Source organism: Methylocystis parvus (assembly GCF_049675845.1).
Lineage (GTDB): Bacteria > Pseudomonadota > Alphaproteobacteria > Rhizobiales > Beijerinckiaceae > Methylocystis > Methylocystis parvus_A.
Map to the genome: position 1 here is coordinate 2,205,001 of NZ_CP187161.1, position 25,780 is coordinate 2,230,780.

Annotated in this window: 20 protein-coding genes, 1 tRNA gene and 1 pseudogene (1 of these 22 cut by a window edge); 5 read left to right on the forward strand and 17 right to left on the reverse strand. The window is 65.0% G+C overall.

The window, feature by feature from the left end:
* Positions 1-1,046: the 3' portion of a leucine-rich repeat-containing protein kinase family protein gene (locus ACPFMJ_RS11450; RefSeq protein ID WP_424360149.1), read on the forward strand. The gene continues 256 nt to the left of window position 1, outside the view; the window shows 1,046 of its 1,302 coding nt (coding positions 257-1,302); the start codon falls outside the window, past its left edge; it ends in the stop codon at positions 1,044-1,046.
* 9 nt (positions 1,047-1,055) lie between these two features.
* Here the strand turns inward: ACPFMJ_RS11450 and ACPFMJ_RS11455 are convergent, their stop codons facing one another.
* The 6 genes from ACPFMJ_RS11455 to ACPFMJ_RS11480 form a co-directional block, all read right to left on the reverse strand.
* Positions 1,056-1,760 carry a hypothetical protein gene (locus ACPFMJ_RS11455; protein ID WP_424360150.1) on the reverse strand — a complete coding sequence of 235 codons (705 nt, stop codon included), beginning with the start codon at positions 1,758-1,760 and terminating at the stop codon, positions 1,056-1,058.
* On the reverse strand, positions 1,757-3,286 hold the full coding sequence (locus ACPFMJ_RS11460) for a glycosyltransferase family 2 protein (RefSeq protein ID WP_424360151.1): 1,530 nt from the start codon (positions 3,284-3,286) through the stop codon (positions 1,757-1,759). The genes ACPFMJ_RS11455 and ACPFMJ_RS11460 overlap by 4 nt, the downstream gene beginning before the upstream one ends.
* Before the next feature lie 9 nt (positions 3,287-3,295).
* Positions 3,296-3,922, reverse strand: a complete 627-nt coding sequence (locus ACPFMJ_RS11465) for an HAD family hydrolase (protein ID WP_424360152.1) — start codon at positions 3,920-3,922, stop codon at positions 3,296-3,298.
* A complete protein-coding gene (locus ACPFMJ_RS11470) occupies positions 3,919-4,569 on the reverse strand; it encodes a hypothetical protein (RefSeq protein ID WP_424360153.1) in 651 nt (216 codons plus the stop codon). Before ACPFMJ_RS11470 ends, ACPFMJ_RS11465 begins: the two co-directional genes overlap by 4 nt.
* A 128-nt stretch (positions 4,570-4,697) precedes the next feature.
* Entirely contained in the window at positions 4,698-5,828 is a 1,131-nt protein-coding gene (locus ACPFMJ_RS11475) for a hypothetical protein (protein ID WP_424360154.1), read from the reverse strand.
* Positions 5,829-5,904: 76 nt separating this feature from the next.
* Positions 5,905-5,989, reverse strand: a tRNA-Leu gene (locus tag ACPFMJ_RS11480).
* Between the two features lie 201 nt (positions 5,990-6,190).
* Between ACPFMJ_RS11480 and ACPFMJ_RS11485 the strand changes: the two genes are divergently transcribed.
* Complete coding sequence (locus tag ACPFMJ_RS11485; RefSeq protein WP_424360155.1) at positions 6,191-7,198, forward strand: complex I NDUFA9 subunit family protein; 1,008 nt, start codon at positions 6,191-6,193, stop codon at positions 7,196-7,198.
* A gap of 37 nt (positions 7,199-7,235) precedes the next feature.
* On the opposite strand, the gene ACPFMJ_RS11490 is transcribed toward ACPFMJ_RS11485, so the two are convergent.
* The 6 genes and pseudogenes from ACPFMJ_RS11490 to ACPFMJ_RS11515 all read right to left on the reverse strand — a co-directional run bounded on the left by ACPFMJ_RS11490 (position 7,236) and on the right by ACPFMJ_RS11515 (position 13,682).
* Positions 7,236-7,925, reverse strand: coding sequence for a sulfate transporter family protein (locus ACPFMJ_RS11490; RefSeq protein ID WP_424360156.1), 690 nt, complete (start codon positions 7,923-7,925; stop codon positions 7,236-7,238).
* A gap of 117 nt (positions 7,926-8,042) precedes the next feature.
* The gene (locus tag ACPFMJ_RS11495) at positions 8,043-8,441 is read right to left on the reverse strand and encodes a hypothetical protein (protein ID WP_424360157.1); all 399 of its coding nucleotides are present in this window, start codon (positions 8,439-8,441) and stop codon (positions 8,043-8,045) included.
* A 337-nt stretch (positions 8,442-8,778) separates the two neighbouring features.
* Positions 8,779-10,935 (reverse strand): annotated as a pseudogene (gene scpA / locus ACPFMJ_RS11500) (methylmalonyl-CoA mutase).
* A 1,331-nt stretch (positions 10,936-12,266) separates the two neighbouring features.
* Entirely contained in the window at positions 12,267-12,566 is a 300-nt protein-coding gene (locus tag ACPFMJ_RS11505) for a c-type cytochrome (protein WP_424360158.1), read from the reverse strand.
* A 79-nt stretch (positions 12,567-12,645) separates the two neighbouring features.
* A complete protein-coding gene (locus ACPFMJ_RS11510; protein WP_424360159.1) occupies positions 12,646-13,074 on the reverse strand; it encodes a universal stress protein in 429 nt (142 codons plus the stop codon).
* Between the two features lie 116 nt (positions 13,075-13,190).
* Entirely contained in the window at positions 13,191-13,682 is a 492-nt protein-coding gene (locus ACPFMJ_RS11515; protein ID WP_424360160.1) for a response regulator, read from the reverse strand.
* Between the two features lie 255 nt (positions 13,683-13,937).
* Here ACPFMJ_RS11515 and ACPFMJ_RS11520 point away from each other — a divergent pair, with 255 nt between their 5' ends.
* On the forward strand, positions 13,938-15,113 hold the full coding sequence (locus tag ACPFMJ_RS11520) for an acetate/propionate family kinase (protein ID WP_424360161.1): 1,176 nt from the start codon (positions 13,938-13,940) through the stop codon (positions 15,111-15,113).
* On the opposite strand, the gene ACPFMJ_RS11525 is transcribed toward ACPFMJ_RS11520, so the two are convergent.
* A complete protein-coding gene (locus ACPFMJ_RS11525; RefSeq protein ID WP_424360162.1) occupies positions 15,110-18,352 on the reverse strand; it encodes a GH36-type glycosyl hydrolase domain-containing protein in 3,243 nt (1,080 codons plus the stop codon). The genes ACPFMJ_RS11520 and ACPFMJ_RS11525 overlap by 4 nt on opposite strands.
* A gap of 165 nt (positions 18,353-18,517) precedes the next feature.
* On the opposite strand from ACPFMJ_RS11525, the gene ACPFMJ_RS11530 reads away from it, so the two are divergent.
* Together ACPFMJ_RS11530 and ACPFMJ_RS11535 are read left to right on the forward strand one after the other, a co-directional pair.
* Positions 18,518-19,423 carry an SMP-30/gluconolactonase/LRE family protein gene (locus ACPFMJ_RS11530; RefSeq protein ID WP_424360163.1) on the forward strand — a complete coding sequence of 302 codons (906 nt, stop codon included), beginning with the start codon at positions 18,518-18,520 and terminating at the stop codon, positions 19,421-19,423.
* 5 nt (positions 19,424-19,428) lie between these two features.
* Entirely contained in the window at positions 19,429-20,694 is a 1,266-nt protein-coding gene (locus ACPFMJ_RS11535; RefSeq protein WP_424360164.1) for an alpha-hydroxy acid oxidase, read from the forward strand.
* Here ACPFMJ_RS11535 and ACPFMJ_RS11540 read toward each other — a convergent pair.
* From ACPFMJ_RS11540 to ACPFMJ_RS11555, 4 genes are all read right to left on the reverse strand, one after another.
* On the reverse strand, positions 20,691-22,328 hold the full coding sequence (locus tag ACPFMJ_RS11540; RefSeq protein ID WP_424360165.1) for a GMC family oxidoreductase: 1,638 nt from the start codon (positions 22,326-22,328) through the stop codon (positions 20,691-20,693). The genes ACPFMJ_RS11535 and ACPFMJ_RS11540 overlap by 4 nt on opposite strands.
* Complete coding sequence (locus ACPFMJ_RS11545; RefSeq protein WP_424360166.1) at positions 22,325-22,939, reverse strand: gluconate 2-dehydrogenase subunit 3 family protein; 615 nt, start codon at positions 22,937-22,939, stop codon at positions 22,325-22,327. The genes ACPFMJ_RS11540 and ACPFMJ_RS11545 overlap by 4 nt, the downstream gene beginning before the upstream one ends.
* Positions 22,896-23,615 carry a hypothetical protein gene (locus tag ACPFMJ_RS11550; protein WP_424360167.1) on the reverse strand — a complete coding sequence of 240 codons (720 nt, stop codon included), beginning with the start codon at positions 23,613-23,615 and terminating at the stop codon, positions 22,896-22,898. The genes ACPFMJ_RS11545 and ACPFMJ_RS11550 overlap by 44 nt, the downstream gene beginning before the upstream one ends.
* A gap of 243 nt (positions 23,616-23,858) precedes the next feature.
* Positions 23,859-25,643: a thiamine pyrophosphate-requiring protein gene (locus tag ACPFMJ_RS11555; RefSeq protein ID WP_424360168.1), complete on the reverse strand. Its 1,785-nt coding sequence runs from the start codon at positions 25,641-25,643 to the stop codon at positions 23,859-23,861.
* Between the last annotated feature and the right edge of the window lie 137 nt (positions 25,644-25,780).

Sequence of the window (25,780 nt, forward strand, 5' to 3'; positions counted from 1 at the left end):
CCTCCCTGAGCCAGATCGGGTTCCGCGCCACCGGCATGCGGGATGTGCCCGACGAGGCCCTGCCGCCGCGCCTGCGCTGGCTGACGCTCACCGATAATCAGATCGATTCGCTCCCCGACGCCCTTGGCGCGCGGCCCCATCTGCAAAAGCTCATGCTTGCAGGCAATCGGCTGAAGCGCCTCCCCGAGACTCTCGCGGGCGCTGGAAATCTGGAGTTGGTCCGGCTGAGTGCGAATGGATTCGACGCCCTGCCCGCCTGGGTCGCGGCGCTTCCCAGCCTTGCCTGGATCGCATGGGCCGGGAACCCGTTCGAACGCGCGCCCGCGCCCGAGGAGGGCGAACCCGTCTCCTGGCGCGAGCTTGAAGTGGGCGCTTTCCTGGGCGAGGGGGCTTCAGGCCGGGTCCATGAGGCCATCTGGCGCGCGGAGAAAGAAGCGCCACGGCCCATCGCCCTGAAATTCTTCAAAGGGGCGATGACCAGCGACGGACTGCCGGAGCGAGAGATGCGCGCCTGCCTCGCGGCCGGCGCGCATCCCAATCTCACATCGGCGCTCGGGCGGCTGGGGGATCACCCCGACGGCGTGGATGCGCTGCTGATGCCCCTGTTGCCAGCACATTGGCGCGTGCTTGCGGGGCCGCCCAGTCTCGAGACGTGCAGCCGCGACGTTTACGATCCGGCGCTTCGGCTGGACGCAGCCGTGGCCCGCAAGATCGCGGGCAGCGTCGGGTCGGCGGCGGCGCATCTCCATTCGCGGGGTCTGATGCATGGCGACCTTTACGCGCACAACACTCTTTGGGACGGCGTCACGGGCAAAGCGACGCTGAGCGATTTCGGCGCGGCCTGCGCCCTGCCGGAAGGAGGGCGCGACGCGGATCTCTGGAACCGGGTCGAGGTGCGGGCCTGGGGCCTGTTGCTGGGGGAACTCGTCGACCGGAGCGAGGGCGACGCCGCCGAGATCAGCAGGATGCGCGCCCTTGCGGACGCCTGCGTCCAACCTGACCCCGCTCTGAGGCCGTCAATGCCGGAAGCGCTCGACGCGCTTTGACGCAACGAATCAATCTCGCATCGGCTCGACCTTCAGGTCCCGTACGTTCTCGACCGGTAGCGCCCTCACGTCGAGCCCCTGCGCCAGAACGCCGTTGAAAAGAGGGCAGACGTAATAGAGGCTTTGGTGCAGATATTCGTCGCGGCCGAGCAGATGGGCGCAGGCGCGCAAATAGACGGCTGGAGACCGGAAGAAATAGACCCCGGCGGAGGCTTCCGTGGAAACAGCCCGCTTTTCGACCGCCTCGACCACGCGGCCGTCTTCATCCCGGCGCAGGTAGGAATAGGCAGGGTTGTCGGAACGGAGGGTCAGACCGAGAGCGCCGACCGAGGGGTCGGAGAATTCCGCCAGCGGGTCCGTCTCCTCGTCGAACAGAATATCCGCAAGTTCGACGCAAATAGGCTCGTCGACATGGGCGAAGAGCGACAGTCCCGCCATTGCCGACATGGCTGCCCCCTGCGCGAAGGCAGACAGAAACACGGCCCGGCTGCCCGGATGCCATGCGGCGAGTTTTTCGGCGGCGAAGCGCCGGCTCGGCGCGCTGTCCCGGAGAACGAACACATAGTCCACGTCCGCAACCGTGCGGCGCCGACGCCAGCTTCGGGTCTCCAGCGCGCGGCGCAGGAGGGGCGCGCCGCCAATGTCGATCTCGGCTTTGACGCTGCCGTCCGGCAGCTGAAAATCGGGACCCGCGAGTGGAACGATGATCTTCATTGAGAATCAGAGGGCGCGTCGGCGGAACGCGGCCCTCCTACGCGAGCAAGGTAGGCGTCGAGATCGGCCGGGACGCCGAGGCCCTGCATAGCTTGCGCGGGAATCTCATATGCGCCGATACGCGCGCCATTGGCGATCATGTAGTTATAGACGGGGCAGGTATAAAATTCGCCGTTGACGCGATCGTTGCGCGCGAACATGTCGATCGTGGCGTCGAGGAGGTCGCGCGCGCGGCGGAAGAAGTAGATTCCCACCGTCGCAAGATCCGAGATCGGCACCTTTTCCGCGACCTCTGCGACCAGCCCTTCGGCGTCGAGCCGCGCGAAGGACCATTTGGGGTCGCGCTCCGAATCGCGAAAGACCAGGATAGATCCGTCGAGATTGCGGTCGAGGCAATCCTGCACGAAGGCGTCGACAGAGAAATCGACGATCTGGTCCGAATTGGCGATGAGGACCGGATTGTCGGCCGCGAAGAAGCGCCGCGCGAGCATGACGGTGCAGAGCGTGCCCTCGGTCAGTCGATCGACGAGCGCGACTTCCGCGCCGACGCCGAGCCGCTGCAAAAGGGCTCCCTGCCCCTCCGTATGTTCTTTTCGAACGAGCACGATCGGCTGCGCATTTTTCGGCGTCACGTTTTGCAGCACATGTTCGATCATCGGCCGGCCGGCGACGTCGATGAAGGGCTTGGGCCGCTTCCACCCTTCTTTTGCGAAACGACTCCCCTCGCCCGCCGCAGGCACGATGACGGTGACGGGACGGGGAGCGGCCGCCATGCGACGCGCGAACCCCATGCGCAGGTCGAGAAAATCCTTGATCTTCTGGGGCGAGTAAAAGCTGTGATAATCCTGCTCCGGGATTGCGAGCCGCATCACGCGCTCGTTTTTCAGGATCACCTGATTGAGGCTCGGCGCGATGTAATACGAATCTCCGACGCTATCGTTGGCGGCGATCGTCGCCATGGCCGCTTCGACGAAAATTCGCGCGGTGCGGAAATAATAGAGGCCGGCGACGGCATGTTCGCTGATAACGGACTTCTCGGCCGCCTGGATTACGTCGCCGCTCTGATCGAGCCGCACATATGACCAGCGCGGATGGACGGAACGAAAAGTGACGACGCCCGCCGCCGCCTGCGAATTCCGGAAGCGCCGCAGCAACCCGCCGAGGTCGGCGTCCAGCACCTGATCTCCGTTGGAGATCAGCAGCGGCGCGTCGAGGTCGAGTTGGTCGACGGCCATCATGCACGAACAGAGCGCGCCCTTGGTCGGCGCCTTGATCGAGACTACCGTCGTATCTTCGCCGACACAGAGGCGCAGGATCGAGTCGAGCGAGAATTTCGCGATGTCCTGCTGACGCACGAGGAAGACGAAGCGCGCATCCGGAGCCGCCGCCTTAAGAGGAGCGAGCACGTGCTCGATCATCGTCTTGCCGGCGATCTCGACGAGCGGCTTGGGGAAGTAATATTCAGCAGGGTCGAAGAAGATCGACTCGCCCGCCAGGGGGACCAGGATTTGAAGCGCCCCGCTCATTATCGCTCCCTAGCCTCGCGCATTTATGGAAGCGATTCTTTCGGCGACGCTCTCATAGGTGACCTCGCTCGTCGTCCCCACAATCATGACATGCGCCCCGCTGTCGCGGGCCGCAGCGACGCCATGGTCATTGTCCTCGAGGATCAGGCACTCTTCCGGCGCAAGGCCGAAACGGTCGATCGCGACCCTGTACATTTCAGGGTCGGGCTTGGCCTTTGCGACATCTTCATTGGAGAGAACGAGGTCGAGATATTGTTCGAGATGCGCCAGCCGCATCATCAGCTCGACGGAAGCTCGCACCGAATTCGAGCACACGGCGAGCTTTAAGCGATCTGCCTTCAATCGCGACAAGGCGCGCTGATGCGCAAAATTCGGCTTGCAGAGCGAGTAGGCGAGTTCGACCGTGTAGCTTTGCTTCAATTCATTGACGAAGGAATGCAGCCTGACGGGGAAGCCCTTCGTCTTCGACAGGATCTCCAGCTTCTTGCGCGTCGGCAGGCCGTCATAGGTCGCCAGATGCGCATCGCGGCCGATCGCCATTCCAAAAGGGTCCAGCGCGCGATTGAGCGCTTCATAGTGCCAGTCTTTCGCATCGATCAGGACGCCGTCCATATCGAAGAGAACAGCCCTGATCATACGGCCTCCGGAAAGAAGGCGGCGGCTTCTTCAGGATAGTCGGTGCAGATCATCACATTGGCTTCGCTATGCGGATGAAGCGCTTCGCGCCACTCGGCCCATGCGGCGAGATGAGGACGACCGTGCAGTTCCGGCGAAACGAGCGCCACGCGCTTGCCGTCGCTGAGCGCCTGACGGCTCCAATCAGCCGGGCTGTGCGCGATCCCGAAGCAATCCATCCAGACGCCGGCGCATTTTCCGTAATAGGTCGGGACCGGCTCGGCGTCGCTGCGGCGCGTGAAAACCGGGATGTCCATAGCGAGATAGGCCCGCATGTCCGGCGCCGACATGTCGAACACGAAAGCCGCGTCGATGGCGTAACGCGCAAGCAGGGACCCGATCTGCGACGCGAGCCCATCCGCCTTGACGTTGAGCGCGAGCCAGCCAGGCGCGCCCATGCGGAGGTAAAGTTCGAACAACGCCTCGGCGGTCATGGGCGCGGACCGTCGCCGGGGTGGATCGTGGGAGACGACAAGAACTCCGTCCAGATCCCTGATGTCCGTCTCCACGCCAAACCCCGCGGCGAAGGCGCGCTCCAGCGCTACGGCGGCGTTTTTTTCTGAAGGGGCGGTCCAGAAACCCCGATGGGCGAGAATTCTCGATTTCATCGTGCGGGTCTGTTCCGATCGACGCGCGAATTGTTTGAACCGCGGGGCCCGCAGGCGACGACAAGCTTAAGTAGCGCAGCAAAAATATCAAGTCAAATAAAGGGTTGGCGGGAATATGGCCGACGCGCTCAGCTCGCAATCATCGGATGGCCGGCATGGTAAAAAGTCTTCAAACCATCTTTCTGGGGCAGCCGACGGCGGTGCGGCAGGTTTGGGAAGCGCTCGTACAAATCCCGCGCGAAGTCGAGCGCGGCATCGGACAGCCAGCCGCTTTCGCCCGCCTGCGCCCTGGCGAGGAAGGCCGGGCCGATTTCCAAGAGCGTCGCGCCGCCCTGCTCGCGGATCGGCGTTTGGAGCAATTTTTTGATGACGCTCTCGGAGCGCGTGTGAATCGTCGCGGCGAGGTCGTGATAGTCGACCCCGCTCAGGGAGGTCGCCGTCTCGGGGTCCAGAAGGTCGGTCATGGCGACGGATTGCGGCCAATAATAGAGCGGGTCCGCGCAGGCCCGGTCGAAGCCGACGAGATAGGAGTCGAGCGTGTCCTTCAGGCTCGTATAGAGCGCGGCGCAGTAGAATTCCCGCCCGAGGGCGAAGGCGTAGACCTCGCGGCTCAAGGCGGGGTCCGAATAGATGAGGCCCGGATTCACGCCGAAGAAATCCCGAACAACGGGCCGCATCCTCGAAAACGGGCCGAAGTGAATGATCTGCTCGGGATTCATGATTGTCCCGCGCAAATCGAACCACAAATCGAAGGAGGCCAATTTCGCGATGTCGCGTTTCAGGCCTAGAAACACCATGTCGTTGAAGAAATAGGGCTGGAACGGGACGCTCACCTGGATGGTCAGCCGCTTCGAGAAGGGCGAGCCCTCGCCCGGCGGCGGCGCGCTTGCGAAGCGGTTCAGCGTGAAAGCAAGGTCGAAACCGGTAAAGACCTTATCGGTGCGCGTACGCAGGATGAGGTCGTCTGCGCCAAAAAGCGTCAGGCCGGCGTCAATGCTCTTGAGCTGGTGAAAGGCGTGGCCGACGATCTTGAGCCGCGGCTGCTCGGAAATGACGATCTCCACGCCGTTCCGCTCGAGAGCGTCGAAGACGGCGCGATGCGCGTGAAAATCCTCGACCCAGCTCGAAAAGACGATCCGCTCGACGAGCCCGGCGGCCCGCCATTGAAGATATCTGTCGATCTCTCGCTGAAATTCGCCTTGTTCACGAATTTTTCCGCAGACCAGAATATTGGCGGGACGACTCACCGGGGCAAGCACGAGAAAATCACTCCGCGCGCGGGGGACGAGCGCATTTGGCCGAGTCGCTCGCGGGCGCATATGCTGCGTGAAATTATGGTGCCCAGGAGAGGACTCGAACCTCCACGGCTTTCACCACTGGTACCTGAAACCAGCGCGTCTACCAATTCCGCCACCTGGGCATGTGGGCGCTCTCTTAGGGGCGCCGGCCGGGTCCTGTCAATGCGCAGTTCGGCAAAAAACGCAAAGCTCGTCAAATAAGGTCGCCGCGGCCCACCCCGGGCGCGCAATGGCGCATTTCCTTCCCGGCCGATTTTCGCTAGAGCACTGGCGACGAATTCTGCAAGGCCGGCGACGCCGGCGCGGCGAACGGAGCAAGAGCGATGAGCGGCGTGAACGTGGGCGCGGGACGCGTGGTGACGGTGTTTGGCGGATCCGGCTTCGTGGGGCGCTATGTCGTCCGCGCGCTGGCCCGCGACGGCTGGCGCGTGCGCATCGCCTGCCGCCGCCCGGACCTCGCCTTCCATCTGCAGCCGCAGGGCCGCGTCGGCCAGGTCATGGCGGTGCAGGCCAATGTGCGGCACCCCGAATCGGTCGCGGCCGCCCTGCACGGCGCTTCGGCGGTCGTGAACCTCGTCGGCATTCTCTCGGAAAGCGGCGCGCAGAAATTTTCCAAGGTGCAGGCCGAGGGCGCGAAGGTCATCGCCGAGGCCGCCAAGGCGGCCGGCATCGACAATCTCGTCCATATTTCCGCCATCGGCGCGGATGCGGGCTCGGCTTCCGAATACGCCCGCAGCAAGGCGGCCGGCGAGTCGGCGGTTCTCGCGGCGATCCCCTCCGCCGTCATTCTGCGTCCGTCGGTGATCTTCGGAATCGAGGACGACTTCTTCAACCGCTTCGCGACCATGGCGCGCTACTTCCCGGTGATCCCGATCGTCGGCGCCGAGACGAAGTTCCAGCCGGTCTATGTCGGCGACGTCGCGGACGCCGTGGCCAAGGCGATTGCGGGCGAAGCCAAGGCCGGCGCGACCTATGAGCTCGGTGGGCCGGAAGTGAAGAACTTCGCGGCGCTGATCGATTACGTTTTGAAGGTGACGGAGCGCGACCGCCGCGTGGCGAAGCTCTCCTTCGCGACCGGCAAGCTCGTCGCCTCGATCACTGGCCTCTTCACCAAGCTGTCGCTCGGCCTCTTCCCGACGCTGCTGCGCATGACGGGCGATCAGGTCGAGCTGCTCAAGCACGACAATGTCGTGAGCGAAGCGGCCATCAAGGAAAGCCGCACGCTGCAGGGCCTCGGCGTTCAGCCGCAGTCGATCGAGGCGATCGCGCCGACCTATCTCTATCGCTATCGCAAGACGGGCCAGTATCAGGCGCAGCGCCTGGGGGCTTGAGGAATGCGCGTCACGCCCGCGCCGGTGCGGGCGTGACTTACCTTTCCGCCCAGCGCATACGTTCGGGCGCCAGCATTTTGTGAATGCGCGACATGAAGGCGACGCCGAAGAGCGGCGTCAGCACATTGAGGCCCGGCGTCATCACGAAGGCGGCGACGAACAGGCCCGCCAGAAATAGCTGCGGCGCGTAGCGGCGGCGCAGCTCCATCGCCTCCTCCAGACTCCGGAAACGCGTGGCCGCGAAGAGGAAATATTCGCGCCCGAGCAGATAGGCGTTCGCCAGCAGGAAGGCGATCGCGTTGATTCCGGGGATCAGCAGCAGGAACAGCGCCAGAATATTGACGCCCGCGGACACGGCCGCGAATCGCACGCCCATCATGATGGCCTGCGAAGCGGGGATCGCTTGCCCCCGCTCGCCGGGCGGATAGAGATCCGATTCGACGACGTCGGCGAGATCGTCGAGAAACAAGCCCGCGACCAGAACCGAGATGGGGCCGATGAAGAAGGCCAGAAAGAGGAAGAGGCCGACGCCCGTCGCGTAGGTCAGCGCGACCTGCAGCCAGGGGTGATTCACCGCGATATAGGACAGAGCGAGCTTGTCGAGACCGACCCAGGCGAGCGCCAGGAAGAGCAACGTCATGCCCAGGCTCTTGAAGAGCACGTTGCGGAAGGGCGGCGAGAGAATCTCGCGAAGCGCCGCCAGCGCGGCGTCAAACATGAAAGTCATGCGTGGCCTCTCATCGGAGCGCGTCGCGAGCATCCTCTTTTCGCCGCGCTCCAGCGGCCGCCCGCGCGGCGGCCGCCCTGCAAATGGCGTGGCGGCGTCACCCGCGCAAGGGGCCGATCAGGCCCAATGCTTCACCGCTTGCGCGGCGAAGGCGTAGGCGATCCAAACAAAGCCGACGCTCGACACGGTGAAGCTCAGCGCCGTGTAGACACGCCAGAATTTCTTGTCCCAGAAATTGGGATCGAAGGCCGCGATGGTGAAGACGGTCGGATTGGAGAAGCCGCCAATCGCGACGCACCAGCAGGCGACGACCGGCAGCTCCACGCCCGAACCGTAAAACGCCGCCCCGAACAGCGCCATCAGCGCATAATCGACATGCGCGCGGATCATCGTCTTGTAGTCGACGACGAAGGCGTCGACGGCCTTGATGGGAAACCATTTGGCGAGCGTCATCAGCCAGGCTGTGACGATGAGGGCGACGATGCAGGCGGCGGAGCCGATGAGGAGGATTTCCATTGGGTTTTCCGTTTCTTGGTTAAGTCAGAGCCTCCTAACTCAAGCGCCGCAAATTGTCTTGGGTCGAATGCGTTGGGCGCGCGGAAACTCCCGCCGCCGGAAACCGACGCGCGCTGATCGAGGAAGCCGGGACGCCCCGGCCCCGTTCGGCCGAATGCGTGAAAGATAAATGCGCACGGGGAGGAAGCGTCCCGGCCGCGGTCCTAACGCGCGGGGAGAGGAGCGGATTGCGGCTCTCGCCTTACATCGTCATCGCGGCGCCGCCCCACCCCGAAGCGCTGCGCCCTTCCACCCTCCCCCTTGACGGGAGGGTGAGTCGGCGCCCTCGCCGCGTCGCTTACGCCTTCGCCGGCTCGCGCTGCGCGAAGCCGAGCCGGATGTTCAGCTCATACAGCAGCTTCTCGGCCGCGAGCGGGATGTTCGTGCCGGGCGGGAAGATCGCCGCCGCTCCGAAATCGAGCAGCGCCTGGAAATCGTCCGGCGGGATGACGCCGCCGACGACCATCATGATGTCCTCGCGGCCGACGCGCTTGAGCGCATCGCGCAGTTCGGGGGTCAGCGTCAGATGGCCGGCGGTCATGGTCGAGACGCCGACGACATGCACGTCGTTTTCGACGGCCTTCTGCGCGACTTCGTCGGGCGTCGCGAAGAGATCGCCGATGACGACGTCGAAGCCCATATCGGCGAAGGCCGAGGCGATGACCTTCTGGCCGCGGTCGTGGCCGTCCTGGCCCATCTTGGCGACGAGGATGCGCGGCTTGCGGCCGGTGTTCTCCTCGAAGTCGCGGGTCATGCCGACGACGCGGCCGACCTGCTGGCTGTCCTTGCCGGCTTCCTTCGCATAGACGCCGGAAATCACGTTGGCCTTCGGCTTGTGGCGCGAGAAGACCTTTCCAGCGCGAAGGAAATCTCGCCGACGCTCGCCTTGGCGCGCGCCGCCTTCACCGCGAGATCGAGGAGATTGGCGCCGGCGTCGCGCCTTCGGTCAGCGCGTTGAGCGCGGCCTGGCATTCCGCTTCGTTGCGCTCGGCGCGCAGACGGGCGAGCTTGGCGAGCTGCGCGGCGCGCACGGCGGCGTTGTCGACCTTGAGGACGTTCGGCTTGGCGTCGTTTTCAGGCTGGTATTTGTTGACGCCGACGACGACCTGCGGCCCGCTGTCGATGCGCGCCTGCGTCTTGGCGGCGGCCTCCTCGATGCGCTGCTTCGGCACGCCCGCCGCGATGGCCTTGGCCATGCCCCCGAGCTTCTCGATCTCCTCGATATGCTCCCACGCCTTCTTGGCGAGTTCCGCCGTGAGGCGCTCGACATAATAGGAGCCGCCCCAGGGGTCGATCGCGCGCGTCGTGCCGCTTTCCTGCTGCAGGACGATCTGCGTGTTGCGGGCGATGCGGGCGGAGAAGTCGGTCGGCAGCGCGAGCGCCTCGTCGAGGGCGTTTGTGTGCAGCGACTGGGTATGGCCCTGCGTCGCCGCCATCGCCTCGACGCAGGTGCGGATCGAGTTGACGTAGACATCCTGCGCGGTGAGCGACCAGCCGGAGGTCTGGCAATGGGTGCGCAGCGTAAGGCTCTTTTCGGACTTGGCGCCGAGATCCTTCATCAGCCGCGCCCACAAGAGCAGGCGCGCGGCGCGCAGCTTGGCGACCTCCATGAAGAAGTTCATGCCGATCGCGAAGAAGAAGGAGAGGCGCGGCGCGAAGGCGTCGATGTCGAGCCCAGCGGCGACGCCGGCGCGCACATATTCGACGCCGTCGGCGAGCGTGTAGCCGAGTTCGAGGTCGGCGGTCGCACCGGCCTCCTGCATGTGGTAGCCGGAGATCGAGATCGAGTTGAACTTCGGCATATGCGCTGGTGTAGGCGAAGATGTCCGAGACGATCCGCATCGAGGGTGCGGGCGGATAGATGTAGGTGTTGCGCACCATGAATTCTTTCAGAATGTCGTTCTGGATCGTGCCGGTGAGCTTGTCGGCCGAGACGCCCTGCTCTTCCGCCGCGACGATGAAGAGCGCGAGAACGGGCAGCACGGCGCCGTTCATCGTCATCGACACGGACATCTGATCGAGCGGGATGCCGTCGAACAGCGTGCGCATGTCGTAGATCGAGTCGATCGCGACGCCCGCCATGCCGACGTCGCCCATCACGCGCGGATGATCGGAGTCGTAGCCGCGGTGGTCGCGAGATCGAAGGCCACGAGAGGCCCTTCTGGCCGGCCGCGAGATTGCGCCGGTAGAAGGCGTTGGAGTCCTCGGCCGTGGAGAAGCCCGCATATTGGCGGATCGTCCAGGGCTGGGCGACATACATGGTCGGATAAGGCCCGCGCACGAAGGGCGCGACGCCCGGATAGCCGTCGATGAAGGAAAGTCCCTCGATATCCTGCGCCCCATAGGCGCTCTTCACCTCGATCCCCTCGGGCGTCAGCCAGCTACGGGCGGGCGCGTCTTGCGCGACGGAGGTGGCGGCGAAGGGGATCTTGGTGAAATCGGGGATCGCGGACATCGTTTCCTCGGGCCTGTTTCCGGGCGTTTTAGACCAGCCGCCCGGCAAGCGCAAAGGCGGCTTATGGAGCCGCAGGACGACTGGCCGGGAATCCTCCCGCCCCGGCGAATTGTCGACGTCGCCGAAAATCAGCACGCAGCCGGGACGCGCGAGGGCGCAGAGCGGCCAGAGCGGCGGGAAGACGTCCGGCGGGTAAATGAAGATGTCGATCTCGCCGCCAGGCTTCTCGAGCATAACGTCGGCATAGGTCCAGACATCGGCCCATTCCTCCCTGAAGCCCTCTTTGAAGTCGTGGACGACTCCGCCGATGCGCAGCCTGCTTCCGTCGTCGAGCGTGACGATGGCGGCGTCGGCGCGGCGCGCGGTCCAGACCTTCGGGCAATCGACCGCCTCGCGCCCGAAAGTCGCGCCGGGCGGCAGCGCCTCGACTTCGGCGGGCGTCGGCGGCCGCCTCGGATCTTTCGGCCCGAAGTCGCCATAATGCAGGCGGGCGCGGCTCGGCAGCCAGCGCCGCCGGGCCATTTCGAGCCAGAAGGGATTGTCCGATTTTTCCGGATTGGCCCGGCCCGAACGCGGGCTCTTGCATGTTTCGTAGACGTCTTTCGGGACGGGAAACAGCGCCGCATCGCCATGCGCGCGGCGTCGCCAGCGCAGCGTCGTCACGTCGAGTTCGAAAATCTCGCGGTTGGGCTCCATCGAATCGCCGGCCCCGCAATGACCGGCCATGATCAGAATGCGCGTCTCGTCCAGCCGTTCGGCGCGGTGGCGCGACAGCGGGCCGGGCGCTTCGCCCGCCGTGGCGACGCGCTCGATCCGGAAGCTGCTCGTATCGAGGCGCACGACCTGGATCGTCTCGCTTGGCGCGCCGCCCACGCCCATCCCGCCGATCAGCCATATCTCGCCGCCCATCAATGTGGCGCTGTGATAAGCGACGGGCGGGAAAACCTCGGTCGGATAGAGGTGGAAATCGATGGCGCCGTCGGGATGCTCCACGACGACGTCGTTGTAGAAATATTCCCCTGCGCCGCGCGAATCCCTGTGCCGGCCCGCAATGTGGACGACGCGCCCGTCAGGGAGGGTGATCTGCGAGCCCCCGAAACGCTCCAGGCTCCAGACGGGACCAAGCGTAACGGGGCCGGCCTCATGGGCGAGCTTCGCGGCGGACCAACCGCTTTGGGCAGCCCGGCGCCAGAGCGGGTTCTCGATCGTCTCGGGATTGTCGGTCCCCCGACGGGCGACAGCCGGATGCGCGTCGAAGTCGTGTCTCAATGAATTCACAGCGGAAATACACTCTGAAGCGCTGCGCCGGTCGGCGCCCGCTTCCAGCATAGTCACCGCTGGATCGAATGCAAGTAAGCCAGAAGCGCCTCGACCTGTTTGCCGTCGAATTGGAACTGCGGCATCTCCAGCCCCTCATGGCCGACGACGATGCCCTCGCCAAGCGCCTCCTCGAGATTGGAGAGCGGATATCTGCGCGCGAGATGACGGAAAGGCGGCGACTTGGGGTTTGGGCTCTCGCCCTTGCGGCCGACCGCATGGCAGCGACCGCAATTGGCCTTGGCGATGCCCTCGCCGACCTTGATGGCGTCCCTGCTCGCCGCGGCGGCGGGGCCGAGGGCGGCGAGGAACATGATTATAGGAAGAGCGAGGGGCGCGAATCGAACCATGTTCGACAGTGTAGCCCCCGCTCCATGACCCGCAAGCCGCGCCCTATCGCCGCACGACCAGCACCGAACATTTGGCGTGGCGCACGATCGTCTTGGCGTTGGAGCCGAGAAGATAGGTCGCCATCGTCGGCCGATGCGAGCCGACGACGATGAGGTCGGCCCCCCAGTCCTCGGCTTCCGCGAGAACCTCGGGGTAAACGGCGCCGAAGCGCACGGTCGACGAGACCCGGTCGCGCGGCGCGTCCACTTTGAGCGCCAGGTCGGCGAGGTCTTTCTCGGCGACTTCTCGCATTTCCTCATCGAAATTCGGGGGAATGTAGTCGACGAAGGCGACCGGGACGAGCGGCTGCACGTTGATCAGCCTTATCTGCGAAGCGGCGTCCGTCTTGGCGAGCGCCTGCGCGGCGCCTATCGCCAGCTGCGCCATTTCCGCCTCCCCCAGGTCAACCGGCACCAGAATCTTCTTGTACATCGCCGCCTCCCTCCAATCTCTTGCTTTTATGCGACTATAAATAGGGGAAAGGCGGCCGCCCCGCGAGGGGCGCGCCTGCGAAGGATCGCCGCATGGTTTCCGGTTGGCCGGGCCCGCTACTGCTTGCGGGTGAGACGGCTGACCGCCGACTTCGTCGCCATGATCGTCTCCATCGACTGGGCGCGCCGGGTGGTCGCCTGCGCGATGGCGGCTTTGACGTCGTGGACCGAATAGGGCTTCGGGATCACCAGCACTGGCTCCAGCTCCCCGGTTTGCAGCCATTGCGGCACGGCGGTGATGAAGATCACCGAGGCGTCGATGCTTTTCAGCATCTCGTCCACCGCCACGATCCCCGAACTCCCGTCCGCCAGCTTGACGTCGGCGACGACCACGGCCGGACGGGTCTTCAGCGCGAGCGACAAGGCTTCCTCATGCGTGCGCGCCGTTCCCACCACGCGATGGCCGAGATCGCTCACGATCAGCTCGATGTCCTTCGCGATGATTGATTCGTCCTCGACGACGAGAATGTCGAGCGCGCGTTGCTGACGCTTCGGGCGCGGGCGGGGCGTCGACTCGGGCGCCTGGACGTCTTCAAAAGGAATGTTCACGGGCGGAGCCCCTTCCGTCGCAGCCTGTCTGCCTCTGAGGTTGGATGTCGCCCTGGAAGACTGCATGTGCGTCTGCGCTCGCGGCGCGGCCATGGCGTCATTCCAGCTTAACGCGCGTGGGCGTTAACAGTTCCGTCAAGTTTTGGCGGCGCGCCGCTCCCTTACGGCTGCGCTCGCCTGCAGAGCGACATATGCATGCTGCAATGTTATGACCAAAGCCGATCGCGGTCGCCGCCACGGGAATTCGCGCCAGCCATGTCCAAAATCGCCGTCGTCAACGCTGGCTCCTCGAGCGTCAAATTCGCAATCTTCGACGCGGCCGACGAAGCGCCGACGATGCGGCTGCGCGGACTGATCGAGGGCATCGGCGCCGCGCCGCGCGTCAATCTTTTCGGCGCCGGCGGCGAAACGCTTCTCCGGGAAGACGTTGCGCCCGAGGGTTTCGACCACGCCGCGGCGACCCGCACGATGATGCGGGTCGCCGCGCCCTGGCTCGACGGCAAGGATATCGCCGTTGTCGGGCATCGGGTCGTGCATGGCGGCGGACGCTTCTGCGCGCCCGTGCTGGCGACCGCGGCGGTCGTCGACGAACTCTCGCAGTTCGTCCCGCTCGCGCCGTTGCATCAGCCTCACAATCTCGCGGTGATCCGCGCCTTGCTGGCCGAGCATCCGCAGCTCCCGCAGGTCGCCTGCTTCGATACGGCGTTCCATGCAAGCCAGCCGCCCCTCGCGCAGGCTTTCGCCATCCCCCGCCAATATTCGCAGGCGGGCGTTCGGCGCTACGGCTTCCACGGCATTTCCTACCAGTATGTCGCCCGCAGGCTCGGCGCGGTCGCGCCCGGCCTCGCCCAAGCCCGCGTGATCGTCGCGCATCTCGGAAACGGCGCCAGCCTCTGCGCGATGAAGGAGGGAAAGAGCGTCGCGACCACGATGGGCTTTTCCACCGTTGACGGGCTGATGATGGGCACGCGCTGCGGCGCGATCGACGCCGGCGTCCTGCTGCATCTGATGGACCGATACGGCCTCGACGCTCGACGGCTCGAGGATCTGATCTACCGCGAGTCGGGCCTGCTGGGGATCTCCGGGATTTCGTCGGACATGCGCACGCTTCGCGCTTCGTCCGCGCCCCAGGCCAAGGAAGCGATCGCGCTCTTCGTCTACCGCATTCAGCGCGAGATCGGCTCGCTCGCCGCGGCGCTGGGCGGGCTCGACGCCATCGTCTTCACGGCGGGCATCGGCGAGAACGACGCCGCGACGCGCGCCGAGGTCGCCGAGGGCTGCGCCTGGCTCGGCGTGGCGCTGGACGACGCGGCCAATCGCGAGGCCCGGACGACCGTTTCCAGCCCGCAGTCGCAGGTCGCGGTCCTCGTCATCCCCACCAATGAGGAACTGGAGATTGCCCAGAGCGCGTGGCGCCTCGCGGCGCGCTAAAGCGACAGAGCGAGATCCGCCGCCTTGCCTGCCGGGACTTGCGCGCTGCGATAGCGCTTCCCGAACTGGCGCCGCCATCCGAACGCGCGCTGCACGACCATGCTCACGAAAATCCCGGGACCGCTGGAATAGATGCGCCAGCCGCCATCGACGGGGATCGTTCCGGCCCTGACGCGATCCCATTCGGCGGAGGCCTGATAGCGCGTCGAAAAGGCGGCGTCGCTGCTGCTGAAATAGGCGTTGCGCTGGCGGAGGGACGCGTTTGAAAGACGCTCCGTGACCGTGATTGGATTGGCGACCAGCAGCGCCTCCCAAAAGGCGTCGGCTTCGCCGAGAGCTTCGAGCGCTTCTGCGTAGCGCAGATGGGAGTGCGTGTACATCAGCCCTATTTCGCGCCCGAAGAAAGCGGCGGACTCCGCGCGCCGGAAGATTTTCTCGGGTCCGCCATGATAGGCGAGCGGCTTGTCCATGAGACGGGCGCCGTCCGGAGACAGGAGGCGTTCGCGAATGAGGCCAAGATGGCGGCGGGCTCGCTCATCCGTGAATAATCCGCTCGAAATCCCCTGCACCATCGGCAGCATCGAGAAGGAAATGCCAGTATGCGCGTCGGACGGATGCAGGAGGAGCTGCGGCTCCCCGCCTTGCGGGCTGAAGACCGCATAGCCGGCGACCACGCCGTCGCGAATAAGATACCGGTTGAAATCGTTGCGCATGGACAGCGCGGCGGCGGCGAGCTCTTCGGCCTCGTCGTTACGGCGCGCCAGTCGTAGAACTTCCGCGTACCGGCAGAGCTGCTGGTAGAGCAGCGCGACGGTCCAGCTGCTCACCATCCATTCGCGCTTCTCGCGGCCGACCGGTTGCAGCGAGTCGTTCCAGTCGCCATTCCCGTAACGGATGAGATGAGTTCCGGGAATGAAGCGTGACCGCATCGTCGCGATCTGCTTGCCGACATGCGCGGAGATCGTGTCTTCATGCTGTGTCTTTTCGTTCGAACCCTTGTGACGCCATGCTACGTTTTCGTCCAGAAAAGCAAGATCGCCCGTCGCCTCGACGTAATCGCACAGCGCCTTCAACGGCCACACGATGACGTCGCCATGCGCCTCCGAGTCGCGGATGAAGGAATAAGGCTCGAGCATGAACCATTGCGGCCAGTCTCCATTCTCGTCCTGCTGCTCGCCATAGACGATGCGCAGGATTCTTTTCACGGCTTCGTCATGTTCGAGGCTCAGCAGAAGCTCCACCGGTCCCTGGCAAACGTCGCGCGTTCCCCAGGCGGCGCCCGTATATTGCTCCAGCCCATGCGGGGCTTTGAGATGGACGATCGCGTTCTGTGCGAACCAGGGCAGGATCGTGCTCAGGGCTTCGGCGTCGGCGCCGTCGACGCGCATGCCGCGCAGCAAGCCCCGCCAGTATTTGTCGCCGCGGGGCCTCGCGCCGTCGCCCGCTCCTTCTCTCGACAAGCGCTCGGCCAAAGCATCCGCCCGCGCGGGATCGGTCAAGGATCCGGCAAAGCCGAATGAGAAGGCGGACGTCGACCGCGTGCGCAGCACGACATAGGCGCCGCTGCGCCGTACGCCGTCTTCATGAAGCAACTCATCTCCGCCGATGGCGTCGAGATGTTCCGCCGCGCCGACGAAAAGGTGATAGACGGCGTCGGGATATTGTCTTCCCCAAATCCACTCCGGATCGGGCCTGAAGGAGATACGGCTCTCTCCTGCCTGGAAGTCGACATCGCTCGCATGGGCGAATTCGATCTCGCCCATGATGAGATGGCCGACGATCAGGAAGCGCGCGGGTTCGCCCTCGACGGATATACTCCATTGCATCGCCGTTGTGTCCGCGACGGACGCCTGCACCGTAACGACCCGCTCGCCGAAGCGATAAAGCCACCGGCAATCGCTCAGGCCCATTTCGAACGCAGACGGGATGGCGAGCAGCCGCCAGCTTCGATCGAGCTCCACGAGAATCCGCAATCCGTTCGCGCGCGAGATGTTGTAGGGATCGCGCGACACTGAGAAGAGTTTATGAAAAGACGTGTTCCCGATCGTCACCTGCGCGCCGAACACGCCGTGCATCCAGCATGTGGCGCTCAGGGTTTCGTCCGTCGGCAGATAATCGTCGCCGTTGACGAGAATGGCGCCGTGGCGGCGCGCAACCAGCCTTTCCTTCGCACGCAGGACGACATGACGGCTATGAGTCTCGCCAGGAACGAAAAACGAGAGGAGGTCATTCCGTTCACTCCGCTCGTCATGCGCCCGGTTCGGATAAAAGGCTTTAATGGCCTTTTCGTCGAGATCGTCCGCAACGGCCACCGGCGCGTCGATCATGACGTTGCGCACCGGCGTCGATCGGGCGACCTCGCGCGGCTTCCAGTCGAGGAAAGCTTTTTCTATATTCTCCTCGATCGCAAGATCGCTCGCGCTCGACGCATGTCGATGGTCGGTGTTGTAGCACGCGAAGATCGTCCACGCCGCCGTTTCGCCGGGCGCCAATTCCACGGACCTCGTTTGCAAGGCTGCGCAGGCGGTCTCGTATTGAAGGACCTCAGAAGGGAGATTTGTCCCGAAGGGCAGATCGAAATGCGCCGCATTGCGGTAGCTCGGCCCCGCGAACTGACGGAAATCCGTCGCAAATCCCGCCGCGCCTTCAAGGCAGCCATGCGCGATCCATGGATGGGCGCCGTGCTGGGAGAGATTCTGGCGGCTCATGACGACGAAGCCGCGCGCGGCGCTCTCCGCGACGAAATGGTCGATATACTGACTCGCATAGGCCTCGTTGTTCATGACGAAGCCCGGCGCACCGAGACCGAGGTCCTGTGTGAACACGCAGTCGCATGAAACGCCGGCGTCGCCGGCATTCGTCGCCTCGACGCGCCAGAACCAGATATCCTGCCCGGGATGCAGCCACAGCGTGACGCGATGGCGTAAACCGCCATCCGCTCCCTCCCAGACCGCACGGTCGTCCCTGACGCCGAATTGCGCGCACGATCTTGCGCCTGTGATCGGGACGAGGCCGGAACGCCCGCCGAGGCGCAGATAAAGGCCGCCCACTTCGCCTGCGATGGGCGAGGCGAGCAATTGGTTGACCATAACGGCGCCGTTCGAGCGCAAATGTTCGATGGAAAAGACCGCGCCGCTGGGCAGGAAATTGATGGTCATGCCCGATCGATTCGCGATCCCGATGAGGCCGAGATCCTCGCGGCGCGGCGTCTTCATTCGGGCGATCGAAGGTTCCGACATCACATATCCTCAAGCGGCGCAAAATGGGCCTGCGCAGCGCGCCGGCGCCTCAAGCTAACTGCGTCGCGGCCCATTTTCCATCCTGCCGGCGTCCTTTTCCGTGGGAACAGCGCCTCGAACCCTTCGTTCTCTTCGGGGGGATCGCAGCGTCAAAGAAGGATTCCAATGGTTGCGCCTTCGAATGCCGGAGTGACGCCTGCCCTCGCGACGCGCGCCCGCACGGGGGAAAATCCGATTTGGAGCGAAAGCGAGCGGGCGCTTTACTGGATCGATATCGAACAGCCCGCCATCCATCGCTTCCAGCCGGAGACAGACGCGCACGACTGGTGGGAAATGCCCTGCGCGATCGGGGGCATGGCGCTCTGCCGCAGCGGCGCCGTTCTCGCGGCGCTGCGCATGGGGCTCGCGAGGATCGACCTGAAAAGCGGCCGCTTCGACTTGCTCCGCGCCGCGCCTTACAATCCCTTGCGGCATCGCTTCAACGAAGCGAAATGCGACGCACGCGGCCGCTTCTGGGTGGGAACGAAGCACGAGCCGCTTCGGGCGCCAGATGGGACCGCCCCGAAGGCCGATGCGGCCCAGCCGCTGCGCGTCTTCTCAGGAGGACGCCTTGCGGAAAGGCGCGCCTGCGCCGCAATCGCCAATGGCCTGGCGTGGAGCCCAGATTCGCGCACGATGTATTTCTCGGACAGCGACCGGCGAACGATCTGGGCGTTCGATTTCGATCTCGACAGCGCCGCGCTTTACTCGCAACGCGTCTTTGCGCGCTTCGAACAACGCGAGGGAACGCCGGACGGCGCGACGATCGATGCGGACGGATTCTATTGGTGCGCCCTCTATGGCGGCGCGCGCATCCTCCGCTTTGCGCCCGACGGCCGATTGGACCGCGAGATCCCCCTGCCCGTCAGCCAACCGACCATGTGCGCATTCGGCGGCCCGGATTGTGAAACGCTCTACGTCACGACCGCGGCGCATGGCGTCTCGCCCGAAAGCGAGCCCCTCGCCGGCGCTCTGTTTCACATACGGCCAGGCGTGAAGGGAGTTCCCGCTTCGCTCTTCGACGATGGGTGACCGCCATGCGCTTCCCGCTGAGATATCCGCACCGAGAGGACGCCGTTGAAGCCGATGCGACCGCCGCGCGGCTCGACCCGGCGCCCGCAACGCAAATGGGAACGCCGGCGCGGCGCCTCTATGCGGGGGCCAAGCTCGAACGCGCGCGGACGATCGCCGATCTGCGCGCCATGGCGCATCGCCGCCTGCCGGCTTTCGCGGTCGAATATCTCGAAGGCGGCGCCGAAGAGGAGGCGACGCTCTCGCGCAATCTCGCCGCGCTCGCGAGCTGGCGCCTGGTGGCGCGCGCCCTCAAGGACGTGTCGCGGCGGGATGAGAGCGTCACTCTCTTCGGCCGCGACATGCCCCTGCCCTTCGCCATCGCGCCGACCGGGCTCAATGGCCTTTTCTGGCGGAAGGCGGACGTGCTCCTCGCGCGCGCCGCCGCACAGGCGGGCGTTCCCTTTGCGCAGAGCACCATGTCCAACGATCCGATTGAGGAGGTCGCGGCCGTTCCGAGCTTAAGGCATTGGTGGCAGCTTTATGTTTTCGGCGAGCGGCGCATCCGAGAGGCGCTCATTGCGCGCGCAGAACAGGCCGGCTGCGAAGCGCTCGTCCTCACCGTCGACGCGCAGTTCTACGGCGACCGGGAATGGGAGCAGCGGCGCTTCACGCATCCTGGCCGGTTGACCATTGCCTCGATTCTCGAGAGCGCGCGGCATCCGCACTGGATCGCCACGACGCTGAGCGGCGGCATGCCCTCCTTTGCGAACGACGTCGATTATGTCCCTGAAGACAAGCGCGGCTTCTTCGACAGCGCCTTCTGGATTCGCGCGAATATGGATCATTCGCTCGACTGGGACGAAGCGGCGCGACTGCGGACGCTCTGGCCCCGGAAATTTCTCATCAAGGGAATCCTCAATGTCGACGATGTCGAGCGCGCGCAGCGGATCGGCGCCGACGGCGTCGTTCTGTCGAACCATGGCGGCCGGCAGCTCGACTGGACGATTTCGAGCCTCGACGTTCTTCCTGAAGCGCGGCGGCGCGTCGGGAGCCAGTTCACGCTCATCGTCGATGGCGGGATGAGGCGTGGAACGGATATACTTAAGGCGCTGGCGCTCGGGGCGAACGCCGTCTTGCTCGGCCGCGCGACGCTTTATGGGCTGGCAGCGGCGGGCGAGAGCGGCGTTACCCGCGCGATCGACATCATGCGGGAGGAGATCGACCGCGATCTCGGCCTTTTGGGCGCCTCTTCCGTAAGGGAATTGGACGCCTCTTTCCTCACCCGTTAAATCTCTCGCGCGACCGCCAGTCGCGATATCCGATCGGCCGCGCGGCAGGCGAGCGCCTGTATCGTCAGAGACGGATTGACGCCGCCGCAGGTGGGAAAGATTGACCCGTCGCAGATCCAGAGATTGGGAATGTCCCAGCTTCGCCCATCGGCGTCGACGACGCTTGTTTCGGGGCTAGCGCCCATGCGGCATGTGCCGAGCAAATGGCTCGTATCCTTGTCGTTCGTCCAGATGTCGTAGCCTCCGGCCGCCGTGAGAATGTCACTCATGAAACGCAGGGCGTGGCGCTGCAGACGCTTGTCGTTTTCCGAATAGGAAAAGATCACTTTGGCGATGGGCAGGCCGAAGCGATCCTTCTCGTCGGCGACTTCCACGCGGTTTTGCGGGCGCGGCTCCGTTTCGCCGACGGGGACGAAACCTGCAACATGGTTATATTTGCGCATCTCGGCCTTGAGCGACTCGCCCCACAGGCCGCGCGTTGTCGCGAGCGTCTGCGCCCAGGCCATGGGGAGAGGTCCCTGGCTCATGAAGGCGTAGCCGCCGACGAAATCCTTGCCTTCGTCCGTATAATTCCAGTGCTCCGTGACCGCCATGTTCGGCGGTCCCTTGTACCAGCGGATTTCCTCGTCGAACGTCGCCCAGGCGCCGGGGCCGGCATGGGTCGTGAGGTGCGTGCCGACGAGGCCGGAGCTGTTGGCGAGTCCATTCGGGAAAAGCGGACACGCCGAATTCAGCAGAAGACGCGGCGTCTCGATCGCATAGCCCGCGAGGACGACATTGCGCGCCGGCTGGAAGCGCCACGCGCCTTCGCGAAAATACTCGGCGCCGCGCGCGCAACCCTGGGCGTCGAGTTCGATTCGCCCCGCCATGGCGAGATCGCGTATTTCGGCGCCGGCGCGAAGCGCGCGTGGCGTCCACACGGTCAGCGCGCTCTGCTTGGCGTTGGTGGAGCAGCCATAATTGCAAAAGCCCCGATAGACGCAGGGCGGCGATTTCCCGCGCGGCGCCGAAACTGTCGTGAGCGGCGTCGCGGCCCATTCTATGCCAAGCTTCTCGGCGCCGCGCGCGAGGACGAGCCCGGCGGCGTTCACCTCGTGGGGCCGGTAAGGATAGCGGCGGCGCGGCGGCCCCCAGGGATAGTTCACGGGACCAGCGACTTTGAGCGCCTCCTCGACCTCCTCGTAATAAGGCGAGATTTCTTCGTAAGAGATCGGCCAGTCGAAGCCATAGCCGAGCGCGCTTTTGCATTTGAACCATTCGGGACGGAAGCGCAGCGCGATCATGCTGTAATGCACCGTCGAGCCGCCGACGCCCCGCCCGGAATTATTGCCGCCGAGCGCGATGGGATCGTCGCCGCCGATAATGCGGTCGTCCGTCCAGTAAAGCACCTGCTGCGCCAGTTCGTCGGATGCGAAGTCGTCGAGCGGCCGCCAGAAGGGACCGGCTTCGATAATGACGACCGAGAAGCCTCTTTCAGCGAGCCTACAGCCGAGCGTCGCGCCTCCCGCGCCGGCGCCGATGATGAGAAAATCGACGGGCTCGGATTCCGGATAGTCGCGCATCGGCGTCCAGCCGCCCGGCGTGAAGACGTCGGGCGCGCGGCCATTTTTGGCGCGGGGTCGCTCGACGCTCATCCTCGCGCCTTCGCCTCCCACGGATCGCGTTCGTCGAAACCGAGACGCACATAGCCGCGCGGGCTTGCCGGGCCGCCAAAGCCAATGTCGTTCCACGCGGAGGGATGCGCATAGACGAGACCGGCGATCGTCTTCAGCAGCGTGTCGGTGAAGAAGGACGCGGGATCCAGCCCCCGCCACAACGCGGCGTCGACCTTGCCGGACTGTATCGCGCGTAGCGTCAAGTCGCGCTCCTCCGGCTTCAACGCCGCAAAGGACGATGAAAACCTCCCGCGCGCTTCGCCGTCTATCGCCGTCAGCCCATTCCGCCAGCTTTCCCGAAGAGGCGGCGCGCCTTCATTGCGGAAACCTTCGCCCAAATTGCGTTCGACGCAATCATCGATCCAAAGCGCGATCAGCGAGGCCGGCAAAGCCGAGAAGAATGGGGCGAGTCGTTCCACAACCGCGGTGAGCAAGGCCAATTCCTCTTGCGAAAAAAAGCGCCGCTCCGGAACGTCGCTCAATCGTTGCGACAGGACGCCCCGCGTCACGTCGTCAAATGACGGCGTCTCCCATTTGGCGAGGACGTCATAATCCGCGTAGGGGGCGAGCGCCTTCTTCTCGCTTGTCATCGGCTTCCTTTTCGATGAGCGACAACGCCGGCAGAGCGGCGAGAGACAAAGCGGAGAAGCTCGGCGGCGCGGGCAGAGGCGGGCCGTCGAGCACGTTCTGGCTCCAATTGCGCCAGCCGCCCATGGCGCGGGAAATCCCGTAGGCATGGAAGCCCATCCCGATAACGCCAAGAAGAGCGGTCAGGCGCAGCCAGAAGCGAAGGAGCGGGTGGGATTTTCCCGGCTGCTCAACCGCCGCTTTCGCCAGAAGCCCCGCGGCGACGGGGGGAAGCGTCACCGGCGCCCACATGAAGGGATCCTGAAAGGCGCCGCGGAAATGAAAGAGCGCGGCTTCCGCAACGGTTCCCGCCAGCGCGAAACTCATCAGTCCCGCGAGCGCGCGGCCGGCCGGCAAGCCGAAGAGGCGCGGGGCGCGCGGCTGATCCGCGACGCGTTCGCCCGCCTCCCCGACGAGGCCCGCAAGGGCCAGCGCGGCAGGGGCGCCGATGGGCGCGCCGTAAAACAGGTTCAGCCAGCTCAGCCCGCCGGGCCGTTTGAAGACGTTGTAGACGTGGAAGGCAAGACCCGCGGCGCCGACGCCGATGGAGAGACGGAACGCGCTCTTGCGAAATTTTTTGCGAACCCGCCGCCCCGGTCGTGGCGCCTTCGACGCCCGCGACGAGTGCGAGCGTCGCACTGATGAGCGGCGCGAACATTCCAGGATTTTCAAACGAGCCCCGATAATGCTCCATGGCGCTGTCGGCGAGAACGCTGGCGGCGAGAAGGGCGGCGGCGCCGTCGAGTTTGCGCGCCTCGCTCGACGGCGTCGCGCGAGGTTCCTGCAGATTCGCCGGCGCCTGCCGCGACGCGCTTCGTCCTGGCGCCGCCACGACGGCGCCAAGCACGAGAGCGCCGACCGCGGCGGGCAGCGGCTTCGATTTCATTCCTGCCCCGGCAGAAGGGGCGCGAAAACCTGCCTCGCCGCGCCGACGATGAGCGCGCCTTCGTCGGGGTCGCCCTTCACCAGCGTCGCCGCGAATTTGCGCGCCTGCTCAAAGGAGATATGCGACGGCAGCGGCGGCACTTCAGGGTCGGTTTTCACCTCCAGCACCACGGGCCGGTCGCAAGACAGCGCCTCGTCCCATGCGCTCGCGAGATCATTTGGATCGTCGACGAAGATCCCCTTGAGCCCGATCAGTTCCGCAAAGCTGTGATAGGGCACGTCGGGAATGTCCTGCGTCGCCTCGAACTTCGGATTGCCCTGCATGACGCGCTGTTCCCACGTCACCTGATTGAGGTCTTCATTGTTGAAGACGCAGCAGATCCATTTCGGACTTTCCCAGTCGCGCCAATATTTCGAGACGGTGATCAGCTCGGCCATATTGTTCATCTGCATGGCGCCGTCGCCGACAAGCGCGATCACGGGCCTTCCAGGATGCGCGAATTTGGCGGCGATGGCGTAAGGCACGGCGGCGCCCATCGACGCAAGGCCGCCCGAGAGGGAACACATCATCTCGCCGCGTATCTTGATGTCCCGCGCGTACCAGTTCGCGCAGGAGCCGGAATCGCAGGTGAGGATCGCGTCGTCGGGCAGGCGCGGCGACAACTCCCAGGTGACGAGTTGCGGATTGATGGGGTTGGCCGGCGCGTGCGCTCGGCTCTCGAGAGTCTTCCACCAGTCGGAGACGTTGTTTTCGATCCTGTCGCGCCAGCGATGATCCGTCTTCTCCTCCAGCAACGGCAGCAATTCGCGCAAGGTGACGGCCGCGTCGCCATGGAGATTGACCTCCATCGGAAAGCGCATGCTGAGCATCGAGGCGTCCACGTCGATCTGCACGCCGCGCGCCTTTCCTTCCTGCGGCAGAAACTCCGAATAGGGAAAGCCCGACCCGACCATCAGCAGGGTGTCGCATTCCATCATCATGTCGTAGCTCGGCTTCGTGCCGAGGAGGCCGATCGAGCCCGTGACCCATGACACCGTGTCGGGCGCAGCGGCTTTGCCGAGCAGCGCCTTGGCGACGCCGGCCTTCAGCTTCTCGGCGACGGCGATGACTTCCTCGCGGGCCCCGAGCGCGCCGGCGCCGATCAGCATCGCGACTTTTTCGCCTTCATTGAGAACCTTCGCCGCACGGCGCATGTCGTCATAGCCGGGCACGACCAAGGGGCGCGAATAGCCGACGCCCGTCTGAACGGCGCCATGCTTTCGCGGCGGCTCCTCATAGTCGAGATCCTGCAGGTCGCCGGGCAGCACGATCACCGAAACCGCGTTTTGCGCCTTGGCGATGCGGATTGCGCGATCGGCCAGCATGCGCACTTGCGAGGGCGTCTCCGCCTCCTGCACGAAGGCCGCGACATCGGAGAACATGCGGTCGAGATTGAGCTCCTGCTGGTAATGCGCGCCCCTCGCCGTGCGCGGCGCCTGCCCTGTGATCGCCAGCACCGGCGCATGGTCGCATTTCGCGTCGTAAAGCCCGGTCAGGAGATGCGCCGCGCCCGGACCGCCGGTGGAGAGACAGACGCCGAGTTCGCCCGTGAACTTGGCGTGCGCGGTGGCCATGAACGCGGCCATCTCCTCGTGCCGCACCTGTACGAAGTCGATCTTCTCCTTCGCGCGCTGCAAGGCGCCGAGCACGCCGTTGATGCCGTCGCCGGGGTAGCCGAAGATGCGTCGCACGCCCCATTCATAGAGCCTGTGGACGAAGAAGTCGCCGACGGTCGCGCTCATGGCTCAGTCGCTCTCGAAAAAGTGAAGACGCGTCGCCGCGCGTCGGTGCATTTCGAGATAACAGGCGGTCCGTCCGGCGGTTCCGTCAAAAGTCGCGAGCGCCTGCGGAGCTTCGGGCCGCCTTGACCATGGGCGTT